We start from the raw sequence: 25,189 nt of genomic DNA, 5'->3' as shown, positions 1-25,189 counted from the left end.
TATATAGAAAAACAGAAAACAAATAAATTAATACAAGGTGTACTTAAAGTGAAAAATAGTACACCTTTTTATGTTTCTTGGAATAAAACGAATATTCAAGTTATATTTTGCAATCGTGATTGCAAAATTGTAATCTCTTAGTTTACCTTGTCAGACTAAGTCTTAGGCTCACACCAAAGTCGTGGGTGGTTGTAGGGTAACTGCCTGACGAGAGGAGTGGAGTATTAATCTGTAAGTCGTAGTAGAGGCTGGCAGTAACCAGACGGCTCAGGGTGTAGTCGCTCAAGAAAGAGAACTTGAAAGCAGTATTACCACTTGAAGCTGCTGATGTCAGCGATGCAATGTCACGTGTGAGCGATGCCTGCTGGCGATAGCTCATGTCAAGACGTAGGTTGAGGTCACGGTTCAATCCGTTGTTCTGACGAGAAGAACTGTTGTCTTGCTGTGAGGAGTCTGATGTTTTTTTCTTCTTACCGTTTGCCACACGTCGTGTACCATTGTTGAAAAGATTGAAGTCGTTGATTCTATAACCAATACCGATAACCCAGTCTTTTGATGAGGCTTCATTCAACTGTACACTGGTCATCGAGAGTGATAATACACGTGTCTGGCGATATTCCAAGCGTGCAGTGAGGTTGTTCTGAAGGGTTACGTCAACACCTAACAGAGGCGAGAATGCCTCGTTGATACTCACCTGTGAGATGTTATACATCGAACTTGGGATTGGGTTACCCGTAGTTGCATCGGTAATGAAACCGAGTCCGTTCATGTATTCCTGCCATGTGCTATAGCTCTGATAAGAACCGATAGCAAAGATACTGCGGTAAGCATGATTGATGTTGACACTCTTGAAGAACTGTTCAAAGAATGGCAAGCGTGAAAGACCACTGTAACGGATAGACCAGTTAGGCAATAAACTGCGCAGAGAAGGGAAGATGTTGAGTCCGTTTCCACTCATGCTGGTGTACGCATTGAGGAAAGCAGGAACCATAACATCTGCACTATACTTATTAACAGAACCTACTGCAGGAGTGAAGTGTCCACCACCATATGAAGCAGGGTAGGTTGCATTGTTATATTGTGCCTCAACACGGTTGCGATAACTGTCGAGTGACTGTACGAAACGATTAAACGTTGGACTATGATAGCCGTTGTTGGCATTGCCCTGACTCTCGAATGCAGTACCTAATGATAGGGTTGTCATCGTGAGCGAACCGCTCTGTGTAGTAGGCGTACCCGTATACATATACTGGATACTCCGTGAGGTAGTCTGCATACGACTGGCTGTAAGGTCAATCTTGAAGTCCTTGAATGGTTCAAGTGTCATACGAATCTGCAAGTCTTCTGTGCGGTTCGTTACAGCAGGTGTAGCCACACTGTCGTTCATAAGCAACCAATGGTTGTCACGTGCCTTACCAATGTAATCATCATCAATAAGACCGAAAGCGAAGTCAAGACCAGGTGATAAGGCACCTGTTCCACGTGTCTGTCCAAAGGCATCACCCACCGTTGGCATAAAGCCAGGCAGTGCCATTGCATATTGGTCACGATAAGAAATACTTGCCGAACGTACCATCATCAGTGCACGTGCCACACATTGTGCGGTCTTATACCATCCCTTATTATCGAGTGGTTCCTTAGGCGTTACGGTAAGTTTCATGCGGATGGCAGAGTCAGTACGATTAAAGACTTTCAACTGCGTATCACCTACCTTACGATACTTAATCTTGATAGCCTTTCCTCTTTCGTCTTTAGCCGAAACGATAAGGCGTTTTGTGTTCTTACCATGTGAAACAAGGATAGCAGAATCGGCATTGATAACGATTTCCTTTTCAAAGCTCTTCTGGTTCTTTGGCAGTGCTTTCTTCTTGTCGTCGTCTTTATCTTTCTCCTTCCTTTCTTTTTCTTTCTTTTCTCTCTCAGCCTTCTTCTGTTCTGCTGTCAGCTTAGGACGAGTAGGGCGGGTGCGGTTGAAGCGTTCGTTCGTTTTCTTTAAGAAAGGAATATGGTTATAGAGGCGTTCAAAGTTAAAGGTACTATTGATGTTCAATGCACGATTACTTGTGATGGTATTACCGAGCGAAGTACCATTATCAAGACTTGTTCCACGCACCCAAGTATAAGATGCAGTATAATTCGCATCAGCATTTACCCAGTCAAAGATAGGTAGCAGATTGAGTGGAAGCTGATAAGAAAGCGTGAAATTCTGTTGGTAATCGAGTGGAGTACCGAAGTGTTTAATGCTTGTCCATACCGAGTCTTTCCATGCCTGATAACGGTCGGCATAGAGGTCTTTATTAATAGGAGTGTAAGGTTCTTCAATCTCAGCATGTGTCGCACTCTGGAAGTTCATGTGGAGATTGCGTGTCAAGTCCCAACGTAGAGCGAAGTCACGATTCCAAAGGAACTGCTCGCTGAAGGTAAGAGGTAGCAGACTGTTCTCTGTTGATTCCATATCACGCTCCTGCAACTCGTAGTAGTTGCGCACCATTTCAGTGTTGAAGGTTACGTTCTGTGGGAGCCAGTTTAGTCCGAAGCGTTTGAGGATTTCAAACCATTTCGATCTACTCTTGATAAGACGCTTGAAAGGTTCCCAAGACTTATATACTGGTGTCCAGTTATAGTTCAATGCTCCACGCCAGTTGTCTTCATTCTCATAGACCGTTGTCTCACCCGACGTGTGAGAATGAGAATGGCTATAAGAGAATGAGAAGTTAGCAGGGTCGTATGGCATAGGGTGGTTCTTCGTCTGAATACCAACACGTACATTAGACAAAGAGAAGTTCGTTGTCAGTCGTTTTGTAACGGCAATAGACTCGATGGAGTCACGCTCTTGACGGTTAGCAGTACCATCAAGAGCATCCTTCAATTCCATATCTGTGTCGAGAGGGTTGTATTTAGGACGACTCTCGCTCTTGGTTACGCTGTAATATAATGGTGCTGAGACCTTTGCTTTGTCAGGGAAGAACTTTCCTAACTCAAGGCTTGTGGTAACAGAAACATCCGTCTTAGACTCCTGCTGTCGCTCGTTAACACCCTGCTCCAAACCACCAAAGCCATCAGTGCTATGGCTGGCATTAACATCCACAGTACCGAAGTCAGACAGTTGTAGGTTAAGCTGACCTCTTGCTGCCCATCCACCTTCGTTGTTAAACTCTCGTAGACGTAGTTCATTCACCCATACCTCTCCACTCTTCTGACTGCTGGAAAGGTTGCGAACACCAATAATCATCGTCTTTACTTCACCAAGGGTTGGGTTACCCATCACCGTTACTTTGTTAGCAGGATGATCGGTGTCGTATATAGAGAAAGCACGGTTATAGCTTGCTGTTCCTGAACCACGTGCCTGATTACGTTGCTTCTTCACGGAGGTGAGGAGCTTCAATGGTATGTCGAGCATGTTCTCCTCTGGCCATACAATACGTCTATCCTGACCAGTGTACATGTCATAATGGCCTGGTGCTGACAGCTTCAAAGGAATTTCATATTCGTAGTAGTTGTTCTTATAGTCAGAACCCAAACGGATGAACACAGCCAACTGGTTATCCGTAAGATTAGTCGTATTCTGTTCAAAGGCATTTGCATGTACGAACATCTGCAGACGCTTGTACTGACGAAGATCGAGGGTTGTATTCTTATAGACAGCCTTTGACTCGCCTGTTCCAAGATTGTTGACAACCATAGAGAGTGCCTGCTCATTCTCCTCGACCAACTGTGGCTGGTTAGGGTCCTTTCCACGTTCAATGCCTGGAGGTATTACATAGTTCACAGGAACCTTGTCATTATTCTCTTCAAGGCTCACAGCACTCACTGACATTGTACCCGAATTACTTGCAGAGTTGGTAAGGTTCTGTTGATACTGACGCCACTTACCACTTACAAGGTCGAAGGTTCCAAAGCGGAGTACGATAGGTTTGGCAAAACCAGTGAGGAACATACGCATAAAGCGGATGCTGGTAAAGTCGCTGATATTACCCACACGCTTTTGGAACTCCTCTAAAGGAATACGGAACTGATACCATGTGACAGGTTCAGAACCACCCTTACGCAGTGGGGCTGAGGCTACACGCTTGTCAACAATGAAGTTCTGACCTACGACAAGGTCTTGTGGACGAATACTAATATGGTACTGGTAGTATTTCTCGTATTCGTTCAGTGTATAGTCCTGATTGATGTCCTCTACATCAGGTGTTGTCTTGTATGAGGTGTCATAACGCTCGTTATTGTTATCATTGTCTGGTGAGTTACCCTGTGGGTTGTTGATACGCTTATATCGTTCAAGGATAGAAGCCTGCTTTGCATCCCAATCAGAGCCACGGAAATAGTGGTAGTCATCATTGGCAGGGTCTGCCCATATCGAGTCGAAGACTGCCTGATTGGTATTAGCACGAGCAGCTGTAAGGAAGTTCTGATAAGAAGCAAACTGCTGTTCTTCTTCATCCGTCAAACCGTTAAAGCCGACATCTTGCTTCGCACGACTACCCTTTGAGGTTGCGAAGGCGTAAGTAATCGTACTTTGTGTTGGTATTTTACCCCATTGCGTAGTTGTCCATGAGTGACTACCATCTACAGGCATACCACTCTCGTAGAACTTCTTACCATCTTTCAGTACGTCTTCAGACACCTCTCCAAGGTTGATATAGAAGTCACCACCATACTGGTTTGCATTTGGTAGTCGGTTGGAGTAGATGAATGGGTCGAGCATCCAGAACTCTATATATTCGATGTTAGCAGTTTGGAAGTCGTTAGTATCCAACTTACGCATCATACCTCCCCATGTTCCAGTAGGATTCGTGAGGTGTCCGTTAACGTCAATATTCGGATTGAAGTTATACGGTCCACGCTCAGAAGGATAGTAAGCGAGGTTCAGAATATTCAATGTAGAGGTAGAACCACTGTAGTTTCGGTCCCGAATTGGGAACAATTCGGTAACTGGAATCTCACGTACATAGTGATTAGAGAGCTGTTCAAGGTCACTCTTAATGTGTCCTGGAGTCAGCGAACTACTACGACGAGTGAAGAGCGGGTCGATAGTGTACCATGCCAAAAGACTTCGGTTGAAGCCACTACGAAGGGTTGTTTTATCTGAATACTCAGGGAAGTCTGATGGTACACTGGAGATAATCCAAGAGGTAGGCTGACTTACGTCGATAGTTGTCTTTGCTCCCTCAAAGTCATCAAGATAAGAAGCATTGTCCTGTGTTCCCTTGCTCTGGCCTGCTAACAACTGTGCGAACTCAGCCGAGAAAGTGATATAAGAAGGCTGTGTAACGTGTAGGAATGGAATCTTATTGAGCATATTCGTAAGCCACTGACTCTCTTTCTTCCAGTTGATATTTAGTCCCCAAATGGTGTTGTTGAGTGGTTCTGAACCCATATTGACCTTTGTTGTCAACGGTTGTTCAGAGAGGTGCATGAAGGTACCACCAATCTGGAAGTCCTTTGAGAAGTCGTACTCCCAGTTTACACCAATCATCGTCTTACGCTCCTGTTGATAAGCACTCTGGCTTTCTAATGATACATTGACTGCTGTACCTGCATCGATAATACTCTGATTAAGGATTGTCACCTCACCAGCACTGTAATCAACACTATAGTCAGAACCCTCATTCAAGGTCACACCGCCCGCAGTTACTATTACCGAACCCTGTGGAACGTTATAGGCTCCAAGGGAGATAACATTTGCTGCTGAGCCACGATACTGGCCAACGAGTATGAACTTATCCTTCTCGGCAATCTGCTTAGCAATGGTCTTCGTAGAATCGTAGAGTTGTTCGAAAACGTATTTATTCGCAATAGCTGTAGTAACACCCTTATCTGTCAATGCTTTCCGAAGTCCATTACCGAAAGGTTCAGCCATAGGGAAGAATACACGTCCGTTGCTGATAGTATATCCCTCAACGTAATCAAAATAACCATTGGAATGTGGATTGTTATTGTTATCCAGTCGGTCAGCATTGAGAAGTTTGATGAGCGTTTGGTTCTTTACTTGCGGTTCTGGAATGTATGACAGATAGACACCTGTCGTATCACTCTGATACTTCACGTCAAGGCGGAACTTATCGCGCTCAATGTTTGAAGCGAGATAATACACGTTTTTCATCATCAAGTCCCAGTTTCCTTGCTTAGGATTATTGCTGGTGTTCTTCAATGACTTGACGAAGAGAGCCTCGTTGATATTGGTACGGTCGCTGGCAAACTCACCCACCTGATAGGTAACGCCACCATAGGTATATTCGTAAGCAATCGCCAATACTTGGTCAGTCTGTAGACCGCTTTTCAGTGAGATATAACCCAAGGCATTGTTGATCGTGTATTCAGAACTATTGAGCAGTCGGGCATTTGCCAACTTTTCGTAGTCGTTACCACCCACAAGACCTGCACCATCAAGAATACTCGTCACTTGGTCTATATTACGAGCAGCAGGGTAGGTCTGTGTAATAGTGGTGTACTCTGTATTGGCATTGTTTGTTGGTACGGGTCCGTTACCAGTTCCCCACAGATCAGTACGGCTAATCTTCTTGTTTTCACCGAGGTCGGTCAGTGCAACAATGTTTCGCGTGTTACTGGTTGTTCCAGTCTTATTTGTCACCCACACCTCCACACGATTAATTGTTACACCCGTCTTGAGGTTAGGCAATGACTTCATTGCTGTGTCATAGTTGTCGCGGAAATATTGTGAAAGGAAGAAGTGGTGGTTCTCTTCATAGTCGGCAGCATCAATCTCAAATGGTGTAAGCTGTTTGCCACCACGTGAACTAACGCTCTTGTTAGAACTCTTCTTTTGTGATAATACGGTCTGTAACTTCAGTTTACCAAACTGCATATCGGTACGAATACCGAAGAGGGCAGATGCTCCCTGTACGAGAGAGTTGTTAGAAGGGAAGGTAACATTACCGCCCTCAACGAGTTTGATAATCTCGTCTTCCTTACCTTCATATCTCAGTTTGAAGTTCTGTGTGTCAAAGTCAAAGGTTGCATCGGTGTTGTAGTTAAGGTTCATGTTCACCTTATCACCCACCTTACCATTCACGTTGACATTGATTTTCTCATCAAAATCCATTGCCGTTGTCTTACGATTACGGATAGGCAGTGATGGGTTATCAATGTTCTTGATGTTTGCACCGAACTTCAATTCAGCCGAACCCTGTGTCTTAATACGTACACCACCAGGACCGAATATCTTTTCAGCAGGCCCCAATGAGAAGTGCATATCAGTAAAGTCGAACTTATCCTTACCCTTCTCCCTGAGTATCTCTTGGTTCTTTGAACGGTAGTAATCTGTAAAGCTACGCTTCTCCGTCCACTTCCGATACTCCTCTGGCGTCATCATGATTGGAGCCATCACGTAAGTCTTACCAATCTTATAACCAATGATATAGCGGTCGAGCGAGTCATTATACTCCACAGTCTGTCGCATATTCTCTGGTCGGATAAGGTCGGTAGAGTTCTCCTTGAGGTCGTCGTAAGTGATAGGGGTTGTGCGCTGCACCTTCCAACGAGGGTGTAGCAAAGAGTCAGGAATAGTCTCCTCATCAATCTCCACTTCAATAGGCTTCGCTTTCTTAACCGTATCAGGTGGCGCTACCGCATAAACCAGTTTTGCAATTGGTGCAAAACCAAGTGCCGAGCGTCCCCAGCTCAACAGTCCGATACTGCCGAGAAGTGTGATAATAAGGATGGATATGTAATACTTTCTTTTCAAGAAGATAAGTGGTTCTATACCTCCCCAAGCCCCTCCAAAGGAGGGGATATGTTGGAGTAGGTGGATAGTTCTAACCAATGGTAAGCCTTAACATACAGCAAGATGCAGTTGTAGGCGGTAATCACGCCCCTCCCTTTGGGGGGAGGGGATGGGGGAGGGGCCAGCTGTGGGGCCAGTTGGTTGGTTCGCTTTTTACTTAATCATCTTCAACGCTAACTTAACAACCTGCTCCACTGGTAAATCAGGCTGTTCGGTGAGGATACTCACAACAACCTTAGCAGATGGGGCAGGAGAGAAACCGAGCATTGTCAATGCGCTGACTGCTTCATCCTTAATAGCAGCGTTGACAGCTGGTGTATTAGGCTGACTGCTTACATGTAACTCGTCTGCAATACCGCTCTGCATAATCTTGTCCTTCAAGTCAACGATGATACGTTGTGCTGTACGGAGTCCGATTCCCTTCACCGTCTTCAACATCTTCTCGTCACCATTAGCAATGACATTGCAAAGTTCTGCAGGTGTCAGTGATGAGAGAATCATACGAGCGGTATTAGCACCGACTCCCGAAACGGTAATCAACAGTCGATAGAGCGAGCGTTCCTGCTTGTTAGCAAAGCCGTAGAGTGTATAGTTGTCGTCACGCCCACCTGTCATAATAGCCTCGTGCACATAGAGTTTCACAGCTGTCTTACCCTGTATGGCACTATAAGTGTTGAGCGAAATGTTCAGTGCATAACCCACACCATGTGCCTCGACAACAGCCAAAGCAGGTGTCAGGTCAGCTAATTCGCCCCTGATGTATTCAATCATAATCTAATAAAAATAATCCTTACCGTGGCAAGGGGTTTTGTATATACAGAATTAATAACGTAATATAAAAACAAAATATTGTATTACAAAAGGCATAAATAAAAAAAAGAAGGCACAAGCGGCCACCACCAACTGGCCACCAACTGGCCCCTCCCCCTTCCCCCTCCCCCAAAGGGAGGGGCGTGAAATGTACCGTATGCTTATAGATTGCTTGCAAGAAAAGAGTCAACTCCCAAGCTGAACAACTTGTTTACACGTCACCTCGTCTACCTGTAATCTTGTCCACCAGTAAACTCGTGTACTAACCACAAGGGGTATCTCGGTAATTACGCCCCTCCCTTTGGGGGAGGGGTAAGGGGGAGGGGCCAGTTGGTGGCCAGTTGGGGCCAGTTGGTGGCCAGTTGTAGGCTCGAGTGGTTGTCGGTTCTTTTTAATTACATAATTATGTTAAAACCCTTTTTGTGTTATACTTTCTTTAAATAAAACGTTACTTTTGTAGGAGATAACGAGAACTAAACTGTTAAAGGTAAAGAATATGAAAAAGATTAGAGCAGCCGTCGTAGGCTATGGTAACATTGGTGTTTACAGTGTTCAGGCACTTGAAGCAGCAAAGGATTTTGAGATTGCAGGTATCGTTCGCCGTCAGGGTGACAAGGATAAACCATTGGAACTGACCCCATATGAGGTTGTTGATGATATAACAAAGTTGAAAGATGTTGATGTGGCTATCCTCGCAGCACCAACTCGTAGCTGTCCAGAATATGCTGAGAAGATTTCTGCATTGGGTATCAATACTGTAGATTCTTTTGATATTCACGGTTCAATCCTTGACTATCGTACTAAGCAAATGGAGAACAACAAGCGTACTAACACCGTTAGTGTTATTGCTGCTGGTTGGGATCCAGGATCTGATTCAGTTGTTCGTATCTTGTTAGAGAGCCTCGCACCAGAAGGTCTTTCTTATACCAACTTTGGCCCAGGTCGCTCAATGGGTCACTCTGTTGTGGCTCGTAGCAAGAAGGGCGTTAAGGAAGCTTTGTCAATGACTATTCCTCTCGGTGAGGGAATTCATCGCCGTATGGTTTATGTTGAGTTAGAAGAGGGTGCCAACCTTGAGGATGTAACAAAGGAACTTAAGGCTGACGACTACTTTGCACACGACGAGCTACACGTATTTGCAGTACCAAGCGTCGCAGCTTTGAACGATGTTGGTCATGGTGTTCACATGACTCGTAAGGGTGTGAGTGGTAAGACCCACAACCAGCACTTCTCTTTCGATATGTCTATCAATAACCCTGCGCTCACAGCACAGGTACTTGTTAACGTGGCACGTGCAAGTATGCGCCTTGCTCCGGGTTGCTATACAATGCCTGAGATTCCAGTCATTGATATGCTCCCAGGTAACCGCGAGGATATTATTGCAACTTTGGTTTAAGGCTATTAGTCTTATTAGCCTTATTAGCCCAATTAGGCTAATTAGCCCAATACCCTCCCCTTAATAATGGCAACCACTCGTTGGTTGCCATTATCTTTTTATGTAATATATTGACGTACAAAGGCTTTTTTTTGTACTTTTGCAGTTAATATGAGAACTTTCCAACATAAAGTGACGATAAATGACATGGGAGCCATCGTGGTTTTTGCCCTTGCAGCCTTCTTCTGTCTTTGGCATCGTACGAATAGTCTGATGGTCGTATTAGGCTTCTTGCTTATTGTTGTGACGATAAGAGCCGTTGATCGTGCCATTCATACTAAATATGTATTGACCGATGATGGTGTTCTGTTGGTGAAGACAGGAAGAGTTGGACTGACGAAGCGTGTTTTACTCAGTGATGTGAAGACTATTGAGAAACGCCCGTTTGCCTTTCGTCTCGGTTATTATGCATTGTTAGAGATGATGAATGGCAGTGTTGTCAGCGTACAGCCTGATAATGTTGATAACTTTTTGTCAGCACTGAAAAAACGATTAGAAAAGAAAGATAACGAGGTATGAAATTAAAATACTTATCGGCACTAATCTTCGGTGTCGTATTGAGTTTGCCTGTACAAGCGCAGGTATATTTAGATAGTACGGAGGTTGCGAATATACTTCATCCGAAAGCAGTTACAGCTGTTCAACCTAAGGTGACTTCTACTGCTAATGATGTTAGTGAGGAAGAGGAAGATACCGATAGTATCATCCCTGCTTTTACCACGGATAGCCATCTTAGTTGGAAGGAGAATATCACCGCCCGATTGGATGGTATACTCCGAAGTCCGCTTTTAGAGACCGTACAAACAAGTGTGATGGTATGGGATTTGACGGATGATGTACCTGTCTATCAGTTCCGTGAACGTCTTCACATGCGCCCTGCTTCTACAATGAAGTGTGTTACTGCTATTGCAACATTGGATAAACTTGGGGCTGATTATGACTTTAAGACAAACCTTTACTATACGGGTGTGATTGACGACTCTACGCAAGTATTGCGTGGCGACCTCTATTGTGTTGGCGGTATGGATCCAATGCTCTCTTCTTCGGATTTGACAGAGATGGCACGTGCCGTACGAGACTTAGGTATCAAGACGATAGAAGGCGGTGTCTATGCCGACCTCTCTTTTAAGGATCGTGACCGTTTGGGCGAGGGTTGGTGTTGGGATGATAAGAATCCTAATCTCTCTCCTTTGCTCGTTGATGGTAAGGACGAATTCACCTATCGTTTCTCCCGTAAGTTAGAAGATATGGGTGTGACGCTGAATGGTTCTACTGGCGAACGTCAGCTACCAACTGATGCACAGTTGCTAACGACACGTACACATTCTATTCGTCAGGTTCTCCATCGTATGATGAAGGTGAGCGACAACCTCTATGCTGAGTCTATGTTCTATCAGTTGGCTGCTAATGGTGGCACACGATGGGCAGGTGCAAAGACCGCACGCCAGTATGAGAACGCACTCTTCAGCCGTATCGGACTGAATCCTCGTGATTATAATGTTGCAGATGGTTCTGGCTTGTCTCTGTATAACTATGTAAGTACCGAACTTGAAACAAAGCTCTTGCGCTATGCTTATCAGCGTTCAGATATCTATGGTGCCTATCTTGAAGCACAGCCGATAGCTGGCGTAGACGGAACTTTGAAGAGCCGTATGCGTGGTACGGCGGCAGCTGGCAACGTACGTGCAAAGACTGGTACGGTGAAGGGTGTCAGCTCACTTGCGGGTTATCTCACTACTTCTAATGGTCATCTGCTTTGTTTCTCTATTATTAATAATGGTGGACTCAGCAATGGACCGATGCGTAATTTCCAAAACAAGATTTGTGTGGCGTTGTGCCAATAGGGCTTATTAGGCTAATTAGCCCTATTTGCCCAATTAGCCTTATTAGCCCAATAAGTCCAATAACCCTTTAAAAAGAAAAGAATTTATGATACCAAAACTTCCCCATAATCTCCTTGAAGATGTCCTTGAAGAGATAAGAATCTTCGTCGAGAATATTATTGAGTCAGTCGGTGTACATGGTCATACCGTTCCTGTATTGCGTCATGTCTTATTGACATTAGTAGCAATCTTGTTGGCTTTCATTGCCGAACGAATCTGTAAATACTTATTCGTTCCCCTTGTTCTTCGTCTGGTAAAGCGTACGCAAGCTCGATGGGACGATGTAGTCCTTGACCATCAAGTGTTGCGTACAGCCTGCCACATTGTCCCTGCCTTGGTGATATGGCAGTTGATGCCGCTTGTCTTCTATCAGTACCATGTCGTACAGGTGGCTTTGACACGAATAACTGCCGTCTATCTTACCATAGCAACGACGCGACTTGTGACGAAACTCATCGACCGTCTGCGCTATCTCAACACGAAACCGGGTGATTCGACGAGCCTTTATCTTAAGTCTTTCTGTGGCGTATTGAAGATTCTTGCTATCTTTATTGCTGTGATTGTGGTAGTTGGAATCCTTATTAATCGTAGTCCGATGACGTTGTTGGCAGGCTTAGGAGCTACCTCTGCTGTTCTTATGTTAGTCTTTAAGGACACGATTGATGGTCTTGTTGCTGGTGTCCGTCTGACGAGTAACGAGATGATACATATTGGTGACCGTATTACTCTACCTGGCGGCTTTGTGGATGGAACGGTCATTGATATCACACTCACAACTGTAAAGATTCGTCAATCAGATAATACGATTACCACCGTACCGCCTCTTACATTAGTTAGTGGAATGTTCCAGAACTGGAAGGGGTTGGAAGATGTAGAGGGACAAAGGGTCAAGAAGATGATTTATTTTGATGTTCGCAGCATTCGTATTGCTGACGATGGACTCAAACAACAGCTAATTGATAAGGGACTTGCTAAGGCGGACGACCTAAAGGGTGAGGTTGTGACGACTGCTCTCTTCCGTCGTTATATGGAGCATTACCTTGCCAAGCGTGAGGATGTCAATGCGAAGATGCCTCTCCTCGTACGTCAATTGGAGGCAACACAGGCGGGTATACCTATGGAACTTTACTTCTTCCTACGTCAGAAAGACTGGATTCCTTACGAGCATGCCATGGCTGACATCCTCGAACACGTTTATGCCTACGCCAACGAGTTCGGCTTGAAGGTCTATGCACAAGCCCCTGTGCAGTAAAAGAGTTGGTAGAGGAGTTTTATTAAAACCCTCAACACAATATGTGCGGAGCATCAACACGACATGTGCGGAGGCTCCGCACATATCGTGCGAAGGCTTAGTTTTATTCTTTAAGTTGCTTGGTTAAACCTTAAACCTAAATCAGTCATTAGATCACAATATGTATCATTCTTATTACTATGGTATTGTTTCTTAACACCTTTTATTTTCTTATCGGTATCTTGTCCGTCTTTGTAACTTGACGTAGCCGCTACGCCTGCGTCCCAAAGCTAAACAATCTGCTCGATAATAAAACAAAATATATTTAGGTTCTAATGACCGATTTGGGTTTATCGCTGCTGGAAGGCACAGGGTGACATTTCAATTCTATGAATACAGGTTTTTGAAACGCCGCGCTGCTCATAAGGTTATCTATAAGAAAGAAATGGAATTCAATTTCCATCCGGGTACAGTCTATGTGATAGAGGTCTTGCCGGATATACAGACATTCCGTATAGTTGAAGATAAAACACGGTTTGTGTAGGGATAGAACGAAAAGGACTTTGGTTAACTGCTTGGGTATTGAAATAACATGATATAGATTTTTTAACATGAGGAAAGTTTCATTCTACAAAATAAAACACTATCTTTACGAAGAATCTTTTGTGTTAACTAACCCTATAAATAGACATACGTATGAAATATTGGAAATCAATTAATTGTTTGGCTATATTCTGCCTATCAGTGTTGATGTTATCTTGTTCAACGGAAAACACTGTTGTTGGTAGTATTGGAGTAAGTGATGTAAAGTCGTCAGGCTGCAAAGCCTCAGCCTCTCTGATGGAGTCTCGTCCTGATTACTATAATCATTTCATAGGGCAGCGGTCTGTGTTGCACCTTTTGCTCGGTAAAGAGAATACTGTCACGGCACGTTTTGCAAACGTCATGGATAACTGTGCAATCGACCTGTTCCATGTAGCAGCAAGCAGCAGTGAGGGTAAGATTGTTCTCATCCTGTATCCCGATAAGGACATGATGACAAACTGCATCTGTCGCTATGATGTTGATTTCAAAATGCAGAATATCGTTTCTGGTAATTATCAACTGGAAGTATATCATACTACCGCTGACAAACAGATTAACAAAGACAACCAGATTTTTAGCGGAACAGTAAACTTAGAGAAAGGGAAGGAACTTATACTGACAATGAGCCGGTAAGGAATAAGTGTGGAGAGTTGGGTTGTGGTGGCTTGGTTATACAAGTGCCTCTACCTTACTTTCTACAGCTTTATCGTGGAATGGTTAGCTGTGATGTCAGCTTGAAGTTGCTTTTAAGCTACTGGTTCAATTGTTCTTTGAGGATAAGAAAATCCCTAAAATATATTTTCCTGTCATATCTGTCATACAAAATTAGTGTTTAACTTGTTGGTTGATAGCGTATTTACATGAAATGTTAAATGTGACAGCAACTAAAAACAAAACTATTATCGTATAATAGGTGTTTTTCTTACTAACGTAAGTAGATTTCATTGCTACCTATTTTGAGGAAACCTATAAAGTAAAAGACAAAAGAATAAAACGGTAAAAGAGTATTTTGCTGTTTTATTCTTTTGTCTTTTTGTTTTCCAGTCTTAATTCGCAGTAAGAAACATAGTGGACACTGGTAATCATAATTATGAATTAAAAAGGTTCTCTCACAGAGTTCACAGAGTTACACTGAGGTTTAGATAGCACTTAAGTCCACAGAGTAACCATGTGGTCTGGGGAGTTCACAGAGTTTTTTGCAAGTGAACAAGCTTACAAGTTCATAAGTAAACGAGTTTGCGGGTTTACAAGTGAACAAGTTACTTGTAGCAATAAACACAGCGTATAGTAGTAATCATAATTATGCATTGTGAATTATGCATTGCGAATTATATCAGTAATCATAATTATGACGTACTGATGAGAACTTCGTTCGAATAATTTTGAATTATGAATTACGTCTCTTCTATTGCAACTGCATTATTCCGTCTTTGTTCACGCTCGTTACGCCTTTCACCTTTCTGAATTCGGCAATGGCCTTATCAACGTCGTGTTTTTCGTCAACCTTGACCGCTACACCACTGAACTCCTTGTATTTGTAGAGTAGGGTACAGCCCTGCTTCTTGATGGCTTTCAGTAGAGGTTTGTTGCCTGTCTTCTTGTCGAAGAAGATAATCAGCGTGTGGCTAACAGGAGTCTTCTCTCTTTCACGTTTTGCCTTTTCCAGACCTTCACCTCCATCATCACCATTCATTATCTGCTCCTTGATTGGGCATTGTGCAGATGCTGTTGTTGACTGGATGAACAATAAGCCCATCAGCAACATACTTGCTTTAAAATATTTCTTCATCTTATTCTCTCCTTTAAATATGGATGACAAAGATAGTTATAAATAAGCAGATAACTACTAATATTTATAATTATTTCAGTTTTTCTTCTCCTTATTTATTGTGCTACCTTTGCAGAGTTTTAAGAGTCTTCGGCAATTTGGAGTGATACCTTTTGAGATTAGAAGTTTGAAGATAGGTCACACAGAGCAAAGGAGAACACAGAGGTTTTATATAGTTGCAATCGTTAGACACAGAGGTACCGTTGGTGCGTGGAGGGATATAGGTTGATGATAGTTCTTTATCAGCTTTGTTAGAGCCTGTTTTGCAATGAAAAAAGCAACCAAGCGTTGTGCTCGGTTGCTTTTGTATGGTGTTAACCTTAACAAAAAGGATTATGCTTCAGCATTCTCTTCTTCCACAGCCTTGAACTGCTCAAGGTCTTCTGGGTTGAAGGCTTTGATATAAGCAGTGTGACCGATAACTTCTTCCTCTGCCATGCGAACAAAGACATGGGCAGACTTCTTGAAGAGGTCTGGTGCCTTAGAAGCATCTTGAATGAGGAGGAGAGAACCGATGATGTCGGCTGTCATGTTGTAAAGACGGCGTGCAAGGAAGTCGTGAACATCCTGGTTTTCGCTTGCGTTAACCTTCTCAACAGCCTCTTCGTAGAGCTGGACGAGTTTAGCTACACGCTCACGCAGACCCTTCATGCAGTCGCAAGAGAGTTCGCCCTCAAGCATCTCCTTCATGATAGAGAGGTAGGTACCGTTAGTGATGTAACGTACAGCAGCAACAACCTGCAACTGTGTTGTACCCTCATAGATAGAGAAGATACGTGCATCACGGTACAGACGCTGACACTTATACTCCATGATGAAACCAGAACCACCGTGGATAGAGATAGAATCGTAAGCTGTCTGGTTAGCATACTCAGAGTTGATACCCTTTGCCAATGGTGTGAAAGCATCAGCAAGACGAGTGTACTTCTTCATCTCCTGACGCTCCTCAGGGGTGAGCTTCTGGTCACGTGCGATATCTTCCAATGCCTTGTAGATATCAACATAGCGTGCAGTCTGATACAAGAGAGAACGACCAGCATCGAGTTTCGCCTTCATACGAGAGAGCATATCGTAGACAGCTGGGAAGTTGACAATCTTCTTACCGAACTGTGCACGATCCTTAGCGTAAGCCAATCCCTCGTTGTAAGCCTCCTGCTCAAGCCCGACAGACTGTGCTGCGATACCAAGGCGAGCACCATTCATCAATGCCATTACATATTTAATAAGACCCATGCGGACGTTACCACAGAGCTCTGCCTTCGCATTCTTGTAAACAAGCTCGCAGGTAGGAGAACCATGAATACCGAGTTTATGCTCGATATGACGTACGTCAACACCGCCATTACGTTTGTCATAGATGAACATAGAAAGGCCACGACCATCACGTGTACCCTCTTCTGAACGTGCAAGAACGAGGTGGATGTCAGAGTCGCCATTGGTAATGAAACGCTTCACACCATTCAGACGCCAGCAGTTCTCCTTCTCATCGAAGGTAGCTTTGAGCATTACACGCTGAAGGTCGGAACCAGCATCAGGCTCGGTGAGGTCCATTGACATCATCTCTCCTTCGCAGATACGAGGAATATACTTCTGACGCTGCTCCTCATTACCAAACTCATAGAGTGTGTCGATACAAGACTGCAAAGACCAGATATTCTGGAAACCAGCATCGGCAGCAGCAATCAACTCAGACATCATAGAGAAGACAACGTTTGGAAGGTTCAGTCCACCATAACGGCGAGGCATAGAAACACCCCACAATCCTGCCTGACGTGTAGCCTGGATATTCTCCAAGGTCTTGCTGGCATAGTGCATACGGTTGTCGATAAGGTGTGGACCTTCGATGTCTACAGCCTCAGAGTTAGGTGCAATGATATTTGCTGTTATGTCACCAGTGATATCCAAGATGCGTTTGTAGTTCTCGATAGCATCCTCATAGTTTACCGGTGCGTCAGCGTGTGTAGAAGCATCAGCGTAGTTACGCTCTTTCAGTTCTACGATGCGTTTCATCAATGGATGCTCCAAGTGAAACGCTATTTCTGGGTGGTCAGTATAATAATTTGCCATGATAAAAAATGTAAGAGTGGCCCCTCCCCCTTGCCCCTCCCCCGAAGGGAGGGGAGTAGAATGTACTGTTTCCTATGGTTAGGGTCTCTTTTTATTCGTTGTTTATAAATTCGGTTATTTGTTCTATCACATTGTCAATGTCCGTGTATATCTCTTCGTTGGTGAATCTAAGCACATTAAAGCCCATTTCGTTGAGGTATTCTGCTCTTGTTTCATCGTCTACCTCTTGTAGCGGTTGCTTATGGTAAGCCCCATCTACTTCTATGACTAAGTTTTGTGAAAGACAAGCAAAGTCTACAATGAAGTCACCTATAGGATGCTGTCTTCTGAAATGACATTCGCCCCTTGTACCTTTTAATTCTTTCCATAGAATCTCTTCTGCCAAAGTCATCTCGTTTCGATTCTCCTTTGCAAAGTCTTTTAGAATATGGTATCTATCAGGTGAAGCTGTCTTGTAGGTGCATTTCTTTCTATTTTCTTTAGTCATAGGTCAGTAGTAGTTCATCAAAAATATGCACGTTATGACTTCTGTGATAATAAGTATTCTGTAGCATTAGCCTCCTTTGACTCCCTTCTCGCATTTTACTCCCCTCCCTTCGGGGGAGGGGTAAGGGGGAGGGGCCACTTCTTTGTTACTTACTATTCTGCTTATAATACTTTATCAACTTCGGAACAACCTCTTCAACGGTGCCATTGATGATATAGTCAGCGATGGAATTGATAGGAGCGTCTGGGTCGTTGTTGATAGAGATGACGATACCACTGTCCTGCATACCAGCAATGTGCTGAATCTGTCCAGAGATACCACAAGCGATGTAAACCTTTGGATGGACGGTGACACCGGTCTGACCAATTTGACGATCGTGGTCTACCCAACCTGCATCAACAGCGGCACGGCTGGCACCAACCTCTCCATGAAGCTCTTTAGCTAACTTGAAGAGTAAGTCGAAACCCTCTTTAGAGCCAACACCATAGCCACCTGCGATAACGATTGAAGCCTCCTTGAGGTTGTTCTGTGCTGGCTCAACATGACGGTCGATAACCTTTACAACATAGTCAACCTCTGGGACATACTTCGCTACATCTGGATAGACAACCTCGCCCTTTGCCTCACCCTCATAGATAGCTTTCTGCATAACGCCAGAGCGTACGGTAGCCATCTGTGGACGGTGGTCAGGATTGACGATGGTTGCTACGATGTTACCACCGAAGGCAGGACGAATCTGATAGAGCAGGTTCTCATAACGCTTACCTGCTTTCTTATCTTCGTAGTCACCAATCTCAAGTTGAGTACAATCGGCGGTAAGACCACTTGTCAGGGATGATGACACACGTGGACCGAGGTCACGACCGATAACAGTAGCACCCATCAAACAGATCTGTGGTTTCTCCTCAGTGAAGAGGTTTACAAGAATGTCTGTGTGTGGTGCTGATGTGTAAGGGAAGAGTCCCTCACCATCAAAGACAAAGAGTTTGTCTACACCGTATGGCAGGATTTGGTCTTCTACCTTTCCTTTGATGCCACTACCTGCAGCGATGGCGTGGAGTTCCACACCTAACTCATTTGCGAGCTTGCGACCTTTGGTCAACAGCTCCTGTGAAACCTCCTGTACGGTGGTTTCCTCTATTTCGCAATATACAAATACGTTGTTCATAAATAAAATCTTCGACCAAGCACTAATCCAACTAACTGCCCCCAACTGGCCCCAACTGGCCCCTCCCCCTTACCCCTCCCCCAAAGGGAGGGGAGTGAAATGTGTCACTTGCTGTAGTACAGCGACCTTATTAAAAATAATAAAAGCTGCTTCCCCCTTTATAATTTGTCTGTAGCCAATGTATAAAGCGTCAGGACATTCTATGCCCCTCCCTTTGGGGGAGGGGATGGGGGAGGGGCCAGTCGGTTGACTTGTTAGTCGGTTGGTTAGTTGTTCTGTCGTTTTTAACCAATAATCTTCTCTCCTAACAGTTCTTTGATGAGTCCTTCTACATCCCCATCTGAGCCAGTGAGCGTCTTACTCTCCTTAGCTTGGAAGACGATGTTCTGAACAGACTTCACCTTTGTTGGTGAACCACTCAAACCGCACTGCTCCTCATCACCGTTGACATCGGCAACTGACCACTGATTCAGTGTGAGGTAAGGACGCTCCTCATAGAGCTGTGTCCAAGGCTCATCACCTTTGCGCTCCATAGGACAAGTAGCATACTTGTACTTCATCACGAGTTTGGCATTGCAAGGACGTGCAGGAGCAGCAGTACCATTCACAGTGATGAGTACTGGTAATGGAGCTACAACGGTCTCTACACCACCATCAATATGGCGACGGATAGTAGCCTTGCCATCCTCAATCTTCAGGATTTCTTCTGCGTAAGTAACTTGATTGAGTCCTAACTTCTGTGCAACCTGTGGTCCTACCTGTGCGGTGTCACCATCGATAGCCTGTCGTCCACCGATGATAATGTCTACATCACCGATTTTCTGTACAGCTGTCGCTAAAGCATAAGAAGTAGCGAGTGTGTCAGCACCAGCAAACTTACGATCGGTAAGCAACCAGCCAGTATCAGCACCACGATAGAGTCCCTGTCGGATGATTTCTCCGGCGCGTGGAGGACCCATGGTTAAGATTCCTACAGTAGAGCCTGGGTTCTGTTCCTTCAGTCTCAGAGCCTGCTCCAAAGCGTTTAGGTCTTCAGGGTTGAAGATGGCAGGCAGTGCGGCACGGTTTACCGTTCCTTCGGCTGTCATGGCATCTTTTCCCACATTTCTTGTGTCAGGTACCTGCTTAGCAAGTACTACAATTTTCAAACTCATAAATATAATAATGTGTTATTTAATATTCAATTGCTTTGGTTGAGGGCAAAAGTACGTTTTTTTTGCAACATAAACAAAAAAAGTTGCACAAAAACCACTTAACTGTGTTTAGGTTTGTTAGGAGCTATCCTATGAGCTGTTTTGTTGGAGTTAGAGGAGGTGTTGTAGTTTAAGAGAGTTGTACCCTCATTTGTTTTGCGGAAGTAAAGCTCTAATAACCGATTTGAACTTAAGTGTATAGCATAGAAATGATGCGGAGGTTGATGGATGATAATATTTCCTTTACTATTTAAAAACCCTTAATTTTAATGGAAAAGCTCTGTCAGAATCCTCTTTTATAGCCTTTTCAATCTTGTTATATTCGTACTATATAGAATTATTTACGTGAACAGAAAGAATTATTTTCATGAAAAGAAATATTTTTGTTCATGAAGATAAATATTTTTTTTCATGAAAATAATTCCATGAAGTTGTATGTATCATGATGAAGAAGGGCGTGTATAGTTATGATACAATATGTTTATAAGTACATTATTTACCTAAAATAAGAAGATAATATTGTGTGTACTTTTCTTTTTTCATACCTTTGCGTGGTGAGTTCTAACCCTTTTGAAGTTTTGATACTTGCAGTTCCTTGAAGATAAAAGAATTTTGCAGATAAATAAACTTAATATAGCAAATGAATAAACGTACTATCGTTAGCATTGTCTTTTTATGTCTTTCTGTGACTTCATTTGCGCAGAAAGGCTTTGTGATATGGGATAAAGTAAATAATATCCCTGTGAGTAGAGCAAGTGTATATACCACCTACATGGGGAAAGTGAGGAGTACGTTTAGCGACCAACAGGGGAGAGTTGTTGTGGATTTTGCTTTTGATAATCTGATGATTTCTCATATAAACTATCAGAAAGAAAGCGTGAAAGTATTGTCTGATACACTGTTTATGGAGCAAAGTATGCAGTTGCTTTCGGAAGTTGTCGTGAGTCCTGCGGGCGAGCCAGCATGGATTAAACCCATGTTGATGAAATTTGTAAAGACGAAAGCAAAGAAGTATAGAAGTAATGGAGTTCTAAGATATGAGTATCAGACACAGAATGTAGGCGATACGGTGTTATATCGCTTTGTAAGTAATGGACTGGTAAGAAAGAAGGAACTCTTTGAAATCTCTCCCTTGGAGAATATTATCACCTTTAAGGATAAGTCAGCTGGTTGTGACTATAGTAACCTTAAAAATACGCTTTACCATGACTTTGTTTCTGATATGGATGAGAAGTTTGTGAAGGAACATCGGTTCTATGTGGATAATGAGTCTGAAAGCTTGGGTGTCAATGTGGTAAGACTCCTATTCAAGTCGAAAAAAGATTGGAAAGATTCGGGTTATTTATGTATAGATACCCTACAAAATGTCATCCTCAGAGCAAAACGTTCTACGGGATTGGCTTATAATGTGCAGCACCGTACTAATGCACTTGTGCGCTCAACAATCAATGCTATATATGGACATCAATATAAGGACTGGCAGATTGATGTTGAGGCAGAGTATCGCTCATTGGATAACTCCTTTTACCTAAGTAGTTGTCGCTATTCTAATTATATTCAAGAAGAGTTTAAAGGAAAGAAGAAAAAAGGAGTTGAAGTTTATAATGTTACCTCTATTTATGAGGCACAACCTTATCTGAAAAACGAGGTGGGTGAAGGAACAGAATTTCTTTTATTGCCTCAACCTTTTGCAATGAAGATTATTATGAGCAAAAAGGAAAGAAGACAAGAGGAGTCATTGCAGAATGTGAAGAAAGAATATAACGTTTATTGAATCCAGTGTGAGAATTTATCAAGGGTTCCATAGGGCAATAAAAGAAAGATGTAACGATTCAGGAATATGGCGTATAAATTATTGTTGATTATCAGTATGCTACATAAATAGATACATACGAATTCTGGTAAAGCATGTCATTTCGAACTTCTTGGGGGGTCTTCCGTTAAACGCATAGACATTTTTTCGTATAGCTTTAATGGTAAACCAAAGATATAGATTAAGCAAATAGACAACCAAGATAGTCTTGGCTGTCTATTTTATTCACTCTCCGACACTGATAACCATTTCTTTTTAAAACGTCAAAAATTTGTAGATAGGATGTTGAAAAATCATTACATAAATTCATATAAAACACCTAAAAGAAAGCAGAAAAACACGTGTAAAAAGCGAGATTGCAACCAGCAGTAAATCAATTAGTTATGAAGTCGTGCAAGAAAAGGTGCTTAATTAGACTTCAAAAGGGCGTTAGTAAAGACCTTAAAGGGCATCTTTTGCAAGCCTAAAGAGCGTCTTTAAGAAGCCAAAAGTGCATGTATTGATTTTGAGTCGTGGAAAAATAGTTTACAAATCTCAGCTAATAAGTGAAAAAGTTGTTTGTATAAGACAGGTAGACATCGCACCTAATTAGATTAATCATGTAGTTTATCCCCCATTCTAAAACCATCTAATAGGGTGTAATCATACCTTCATTATAGATTTACCCCAAATTTCCGAAGAGCTATAAGAAAACCTTGAAGTTAGATTTCCTGTCATATCTGTTATTCAGTGTTGGTACTTAACTCATTGGTTTATAGTGTAATTACGTGAAATGTTAAATGTGACAGCAATTAAAAACAAAACTATTTTGTAATAAATAGGTGTTATTTTATTCATGAAGATAATTTGGTGAAGTGGAAGTGTCAGCATGAGGAGAGTGTGATAGCTATTTTGTCAGCACATAATTTATCGAATATAAAATACTTTGTGAAATCTCTTATAAGCTGTATCTATCTTTTTCTTGTTCTAACTTTGCTATCTCATTGGTTTGTGTTATCTTTGTAGCATAATGATAGATAGACCGACTGTAGATAGGATTATGAATGCGTCGAATATCGTTGAGGTAGTCAGCGATTTCGTTTCTTTACGCAAGACGGGAACAAGCTATAAAGGTTTGTGCCCTTTTCATGATGACCGTACACCATCGTTTTCCGTTAGTCCTGTGAAAGGTGTTTACAAATGCTTTTCATGTGGTGCGGCGGGTAATGCTGTGAAGTTTATCATGGAGCATGAGCAGATGACTTATCCTGAAGCCTTGAAGTGGCTTGCGAATAAGTATCATATTGAGGTGCATGAGCGAGAACTGACGAATGAGGAAAAGCAGCAGGAGAATGAACGAGAATCAATGTTCTTGGTCAATGAGTGGGCTGCAAAGTACTTTAATGATATCTTGCACAACGATGTTGATGGTATGGCTATTGGTATGCAGTATTTTCGCAGCCGTGGTTTTAGAGATGATATCATTCGTAAGTTTCAGTTAGGTTTCTGTCTTTCAAGTCGTCATGCTTTTGCTGATGTAGCCTTAAAGGCAGGTTTTCAAAGAGATTTTCTTATAAAGACTGGTCTTTGCTTTGAGCGTGAGAATGGAGAACTTATCGACCGCTTCAATGGACGTGTGATGTTCCCATGGGTGGGTGTGAGCGGTAAGGTGACAGCCTTCGGTGGTCGTCTGCTGGATTCTCGTACGAAGGGCGTTAGTCAGAAGTATGTCAATTCTCCAGATAGTGTTATCTATCATAAAGAGAGAGAACTCTATGGTATCTTCCAAGCAAAGAAAGCTATAGCTAAGCACGACCTTGTTTATATGGTGGAGGGATATACGGACGTTGTCTCTATGCACCAGTGTGGTATTGAAAATGTCGTAGCTAATAGTGGTACAGCACTTTCTGTACATCAGATACGTCTTTTGCACCGCTTTACTCCTAATATCGTTCTACTTTATGATGGCGATGAGGCTGGTCAGCATGCTGCTTTACGAGGTACGGATATGCTGTTGGCTGAGAGTATGAATGTGAAGGTGCTGTTACTTCCTGACGGAAAAGACCCAGATGAGTTCGCACGTAGTTACAGTGCAGAAGATTTCAGAAAATATATTGAAGATAATCAGACAGACTTCATCGTCTTTAAGATTAACGTACTATTAAAGGGTGTTACTGATCCGATTAAGCGTTCAGAGGCAGTTGGTTCAATAGTGCAAAGCATTTCTGTTATAAAAGACCCGATACTCCGTGATACCTATATCCGTGAGTGTGCGAATCGTACAGGCGTGTCAGAGCGAACCTTGATGGACCAGATGAATCGTAATATCTATTCCAATCGAGAACAACAGACACGTGAACAACAGCAACATCGGGCTGCGGTAATGGAGGAGCAACGGGAGGATGCAATGGCTGTAGCCTCTAAACCGACAACATCGAAGGTAGAGCAAATGCTTATCCAAGCTGTCGTCAAGGATGGTGAGAAGGTAATCTTCCGTGATGTGAAAGATGAGAATAGCGGACAGACATATAACCTGACCGTAGCACAATATATTGCTTATGACCTTGGAAGCGATAATCTTGGTTTCTCAAATGAACTTTATACTAAGATACTGCAGGAGGCTGTAGAGCATTGTGGTGAAGAAGGGTTCAAGGCTGAAGAGTATTTCACACAGCATGCAGATATTAATATCGCATCTGTAGCAGTGAGATTGAGCGTAGATCGTTTCCAACTCGCAGGGAGTCTGCAAGTGAAAGAAACGGAACAAACATTGCGTGATCGTGTTATACATCTTGTAGCTGACTTCCGTTTAGAATATGTTTCTTTCCACTTGAAAGAACTGAATGAACGACTTCTGCAGGTGAAAGATTCGCAAGAGATGCAAGAGATTATGAGCGAGATAATGAGGACACAGAATCTTCGTAATGAATTAGCAAAGAAAACTGGTAGTAATATTCTGGTATGAT

14 protein-coding genes are annotated in these 25,189 nt (G+C 43.0%); 7 read left to right on the top strand and 7 right to left on the bottom strand.

What is annotated here, in order from left to right; genetic code table 11:
- Positions 1-142: 142 nt before the first annotated feature.
- Complete coding sequence (gene sov / locus HMPREF0659_RS05570; protein WP_044045994.1) at positions 143-7,705, bottom strand: T9SS outer membrane translocon Sov/SprA; 7,563 nt, start codon at positions 7,703-7,705, stop codon at positions 143-145.
- A gap of 192 nt (positions 7,706-7,897) precedes the next feature.
- Positions 7,898-8,515 (bottom strand): Holliday junction branch migration protein RuvA, encoded by a 618-nt coding sequence (ruvA, locus tag HMPREF0659_RS05565; protein WP_013264550.1) that lies wholly within the window; start codon positions 8,513-8,515, stop codon positions 7,898-7,900.
- Between the two features lie 535 nt (positions 8,516-9,050).
- Here ruvA and HMPREF0659_RS05560 point away from each other — a divergent pair.
- From HMPREF0659_RS05560 to HMPREF0659_RS05540, 5 genes are all read left to right on the top strand, one after another.
- Positions 9,051-9,950 carry a diaminopimelate dehydrogenase gene (locus tag HMPREF0659_RS05560; RefSeq protein WP_013264716.1) on the top strand — a complete coding sequence of 300 codons (900 nt, stop codon included), beginning with the start codon at positions 9,051-9,053 and terminating at the stop codon, positions 9,948-9,950.
- A gap of 150 nt (positions 9,951-10,100) precedes the next feature.
- Complete coding sequence (locus HMPREF0659_RS05555; protein WP_004360741.1) at positions 10,101-10,508, top strand: PH domain-containing protein; 408 nt, start codon at positions 10,101-10,103, stop codon at positions 10,506-10,508.
- Positions 10,505-11,833 carry a D-alanyl-D-alanine carboxypeptidase/D-alanyl-D-alanine endopeptidase gene (gene dacB / locus HMPREF0659_RS05550; RefSeq protein ID WP_013264998.1) on the top strand — a complete coding sequence of 443 codons (1,329 nt, stop codon included), beginning with the start codon at positions 10,505-10,507 and terminating at the stop codon, positions 11,831-11,833. The genes HMPREF0659_RS05555 and dacB overlap by 4 nt, the downstream gene beginning before the upstream one ends.
- Positions 11,834-11,918: 85 nt before the next feature.
- A complete protein-coding gene (locus HMPREF0659_RS05545; RefSeq protein WP_013264102.1) occupies positions 11,919-13,124 on the top strand; it encodes a mechanosensitive ion channel family protein in 1,206 nt (401 codons plus the stop codon).
- 675 nt (positions 13,125-13,799) lie between these two features.
- Positions 13,800-14,321 carry a hypothetical protein gene (locus HMPREF0659_RS05540; protein ID WP_044045905.1) on the top strand — a complete coding sequence of 174 codons (522 nt, stop codon included), beginning with the start codon at positions 13,800-13,802 and terminating at the stop codon, positions 14,319-14,321.
- 772 nt (positions 14,322-15,093) lie between these two features.
- On the opposite strand, the gene HMPREF0659_RS05535 is transcribed toward HMPREF0659_RS05540, so the two are convergent.
- The 5 genes from HMPREF0659_RS05535 to HMPREF0659_RS05515 form a co-directional block, all read right to left on the bottom strand.
- Complete coding sequence (locus HMPREF0659_RS05535) at positions 15,094-15,477, bottom strand: hypothetical protein (RefSeq protein WP_013264685.1); 384 nt, start codon at positions 15,475-15,477, stop codon at positions 15,094-15,096.
- 372 nt (positions 15,478-15,849) lie between these two features.
- The gene (locus HMPREF0659_RS05530) at positions 15,850-17,583 is read right to left on the bottom strand and encodes an acyl-CoA dehydrogenase family protein (protein ID WP_044045904.1); all 1,734 of its coding nucleotides are present in this window, start codon (positions 17,581-17,583) and stop codon (positions 15,850-15,852) included.
- A 91-nt stretch (positions 17,584-17,674) separates the two neighbouring features.
- Entirely contained in the window at positions 17,675-18,070 is a 396-nt protein-coding gene (locus tag HMPREF0659_RS05525; protein ID WP_013263810.1) for an endonuclease domain-containing protein, read from the bottom strand.
- Between the two features lie 145 nt (positions 18,071-18,215).
- A complete protein-coding gene (locus tag HMPREF0659_RS05520) occupies positions 18,216-19,238 on the bottom strand; it encodes an electron transfer flavoprotein subunit alpha/FixB family protein (RefSeq protein ID WP_013264598.1) in 1,023 nt (340 codons plus the stop codon).
- A 284-nt stretch (positions 19,239-19,522) separates the two neighbouring features.
- Positions 19,523-20,392, bottom strand: a complete 870-nt coding sequence (locus tag HMPREF0659_RS05515; RefSeq protein WP_013264148.1) for an electron transfer flavoprotein subunit beta/FixA family protein — start codon at positions 20,390-20,392, stop codon at positions 19,523-19,525.
- A gap of 679 nt (positions 20,393-21,071) precedes the next feature.
- Between HMPREF0659_RS05515 and HMPREF0659_RS05510 the strand changes: the two genes are divergently transcribed.
- Both HMPREF0659_RS05510 and dnaG read left to right on the top strand, forming a co-directional pair.
- Positions 21,072-22,205: a hypothetical protein gene (locus HMPREF0659_RS05510; RefSeq protein ID WP_013264297.1), complete on the top strand. Its 1,134-nt coding sequence runs from the start codon at positions 21,072-21,074 to the stop codon at positions 22,203-22,205.
- Between the two features lie 1,048 nt (positions 22,206-23,253).
- The gene (dnaG, locus tag HMPREF0659_RS05505; protein ID WP_174254480.1) at positions 23,254-25,188 is read left to right on the top strand and encodes a DNA primase; all 1,935 of its coding nucleotides are present in this window, start codon (positions 23,254-23,256) and stop codon (positions 25,186-25,188) included.
- The last annotated feature ends 1 nt before the right edge of the window (position 25,189 follow it).

The sequence above is a fragment of the Prevotella melaninogenica ATCC 25845 genome, assembly GCF_000144405.1.
Taxonomy (GTDB): Bacteria; Bacteroidota; Bacteroidia; order Bacteroidales; family Bacteroidaceae; genus Prevotella; species Prevotella melaninogenica.
The sequence above is the reverse complement of the archived record's forward strand: the minus strand, read 5'-3'. Positions and strand labels throughout refer to the sequence as shown.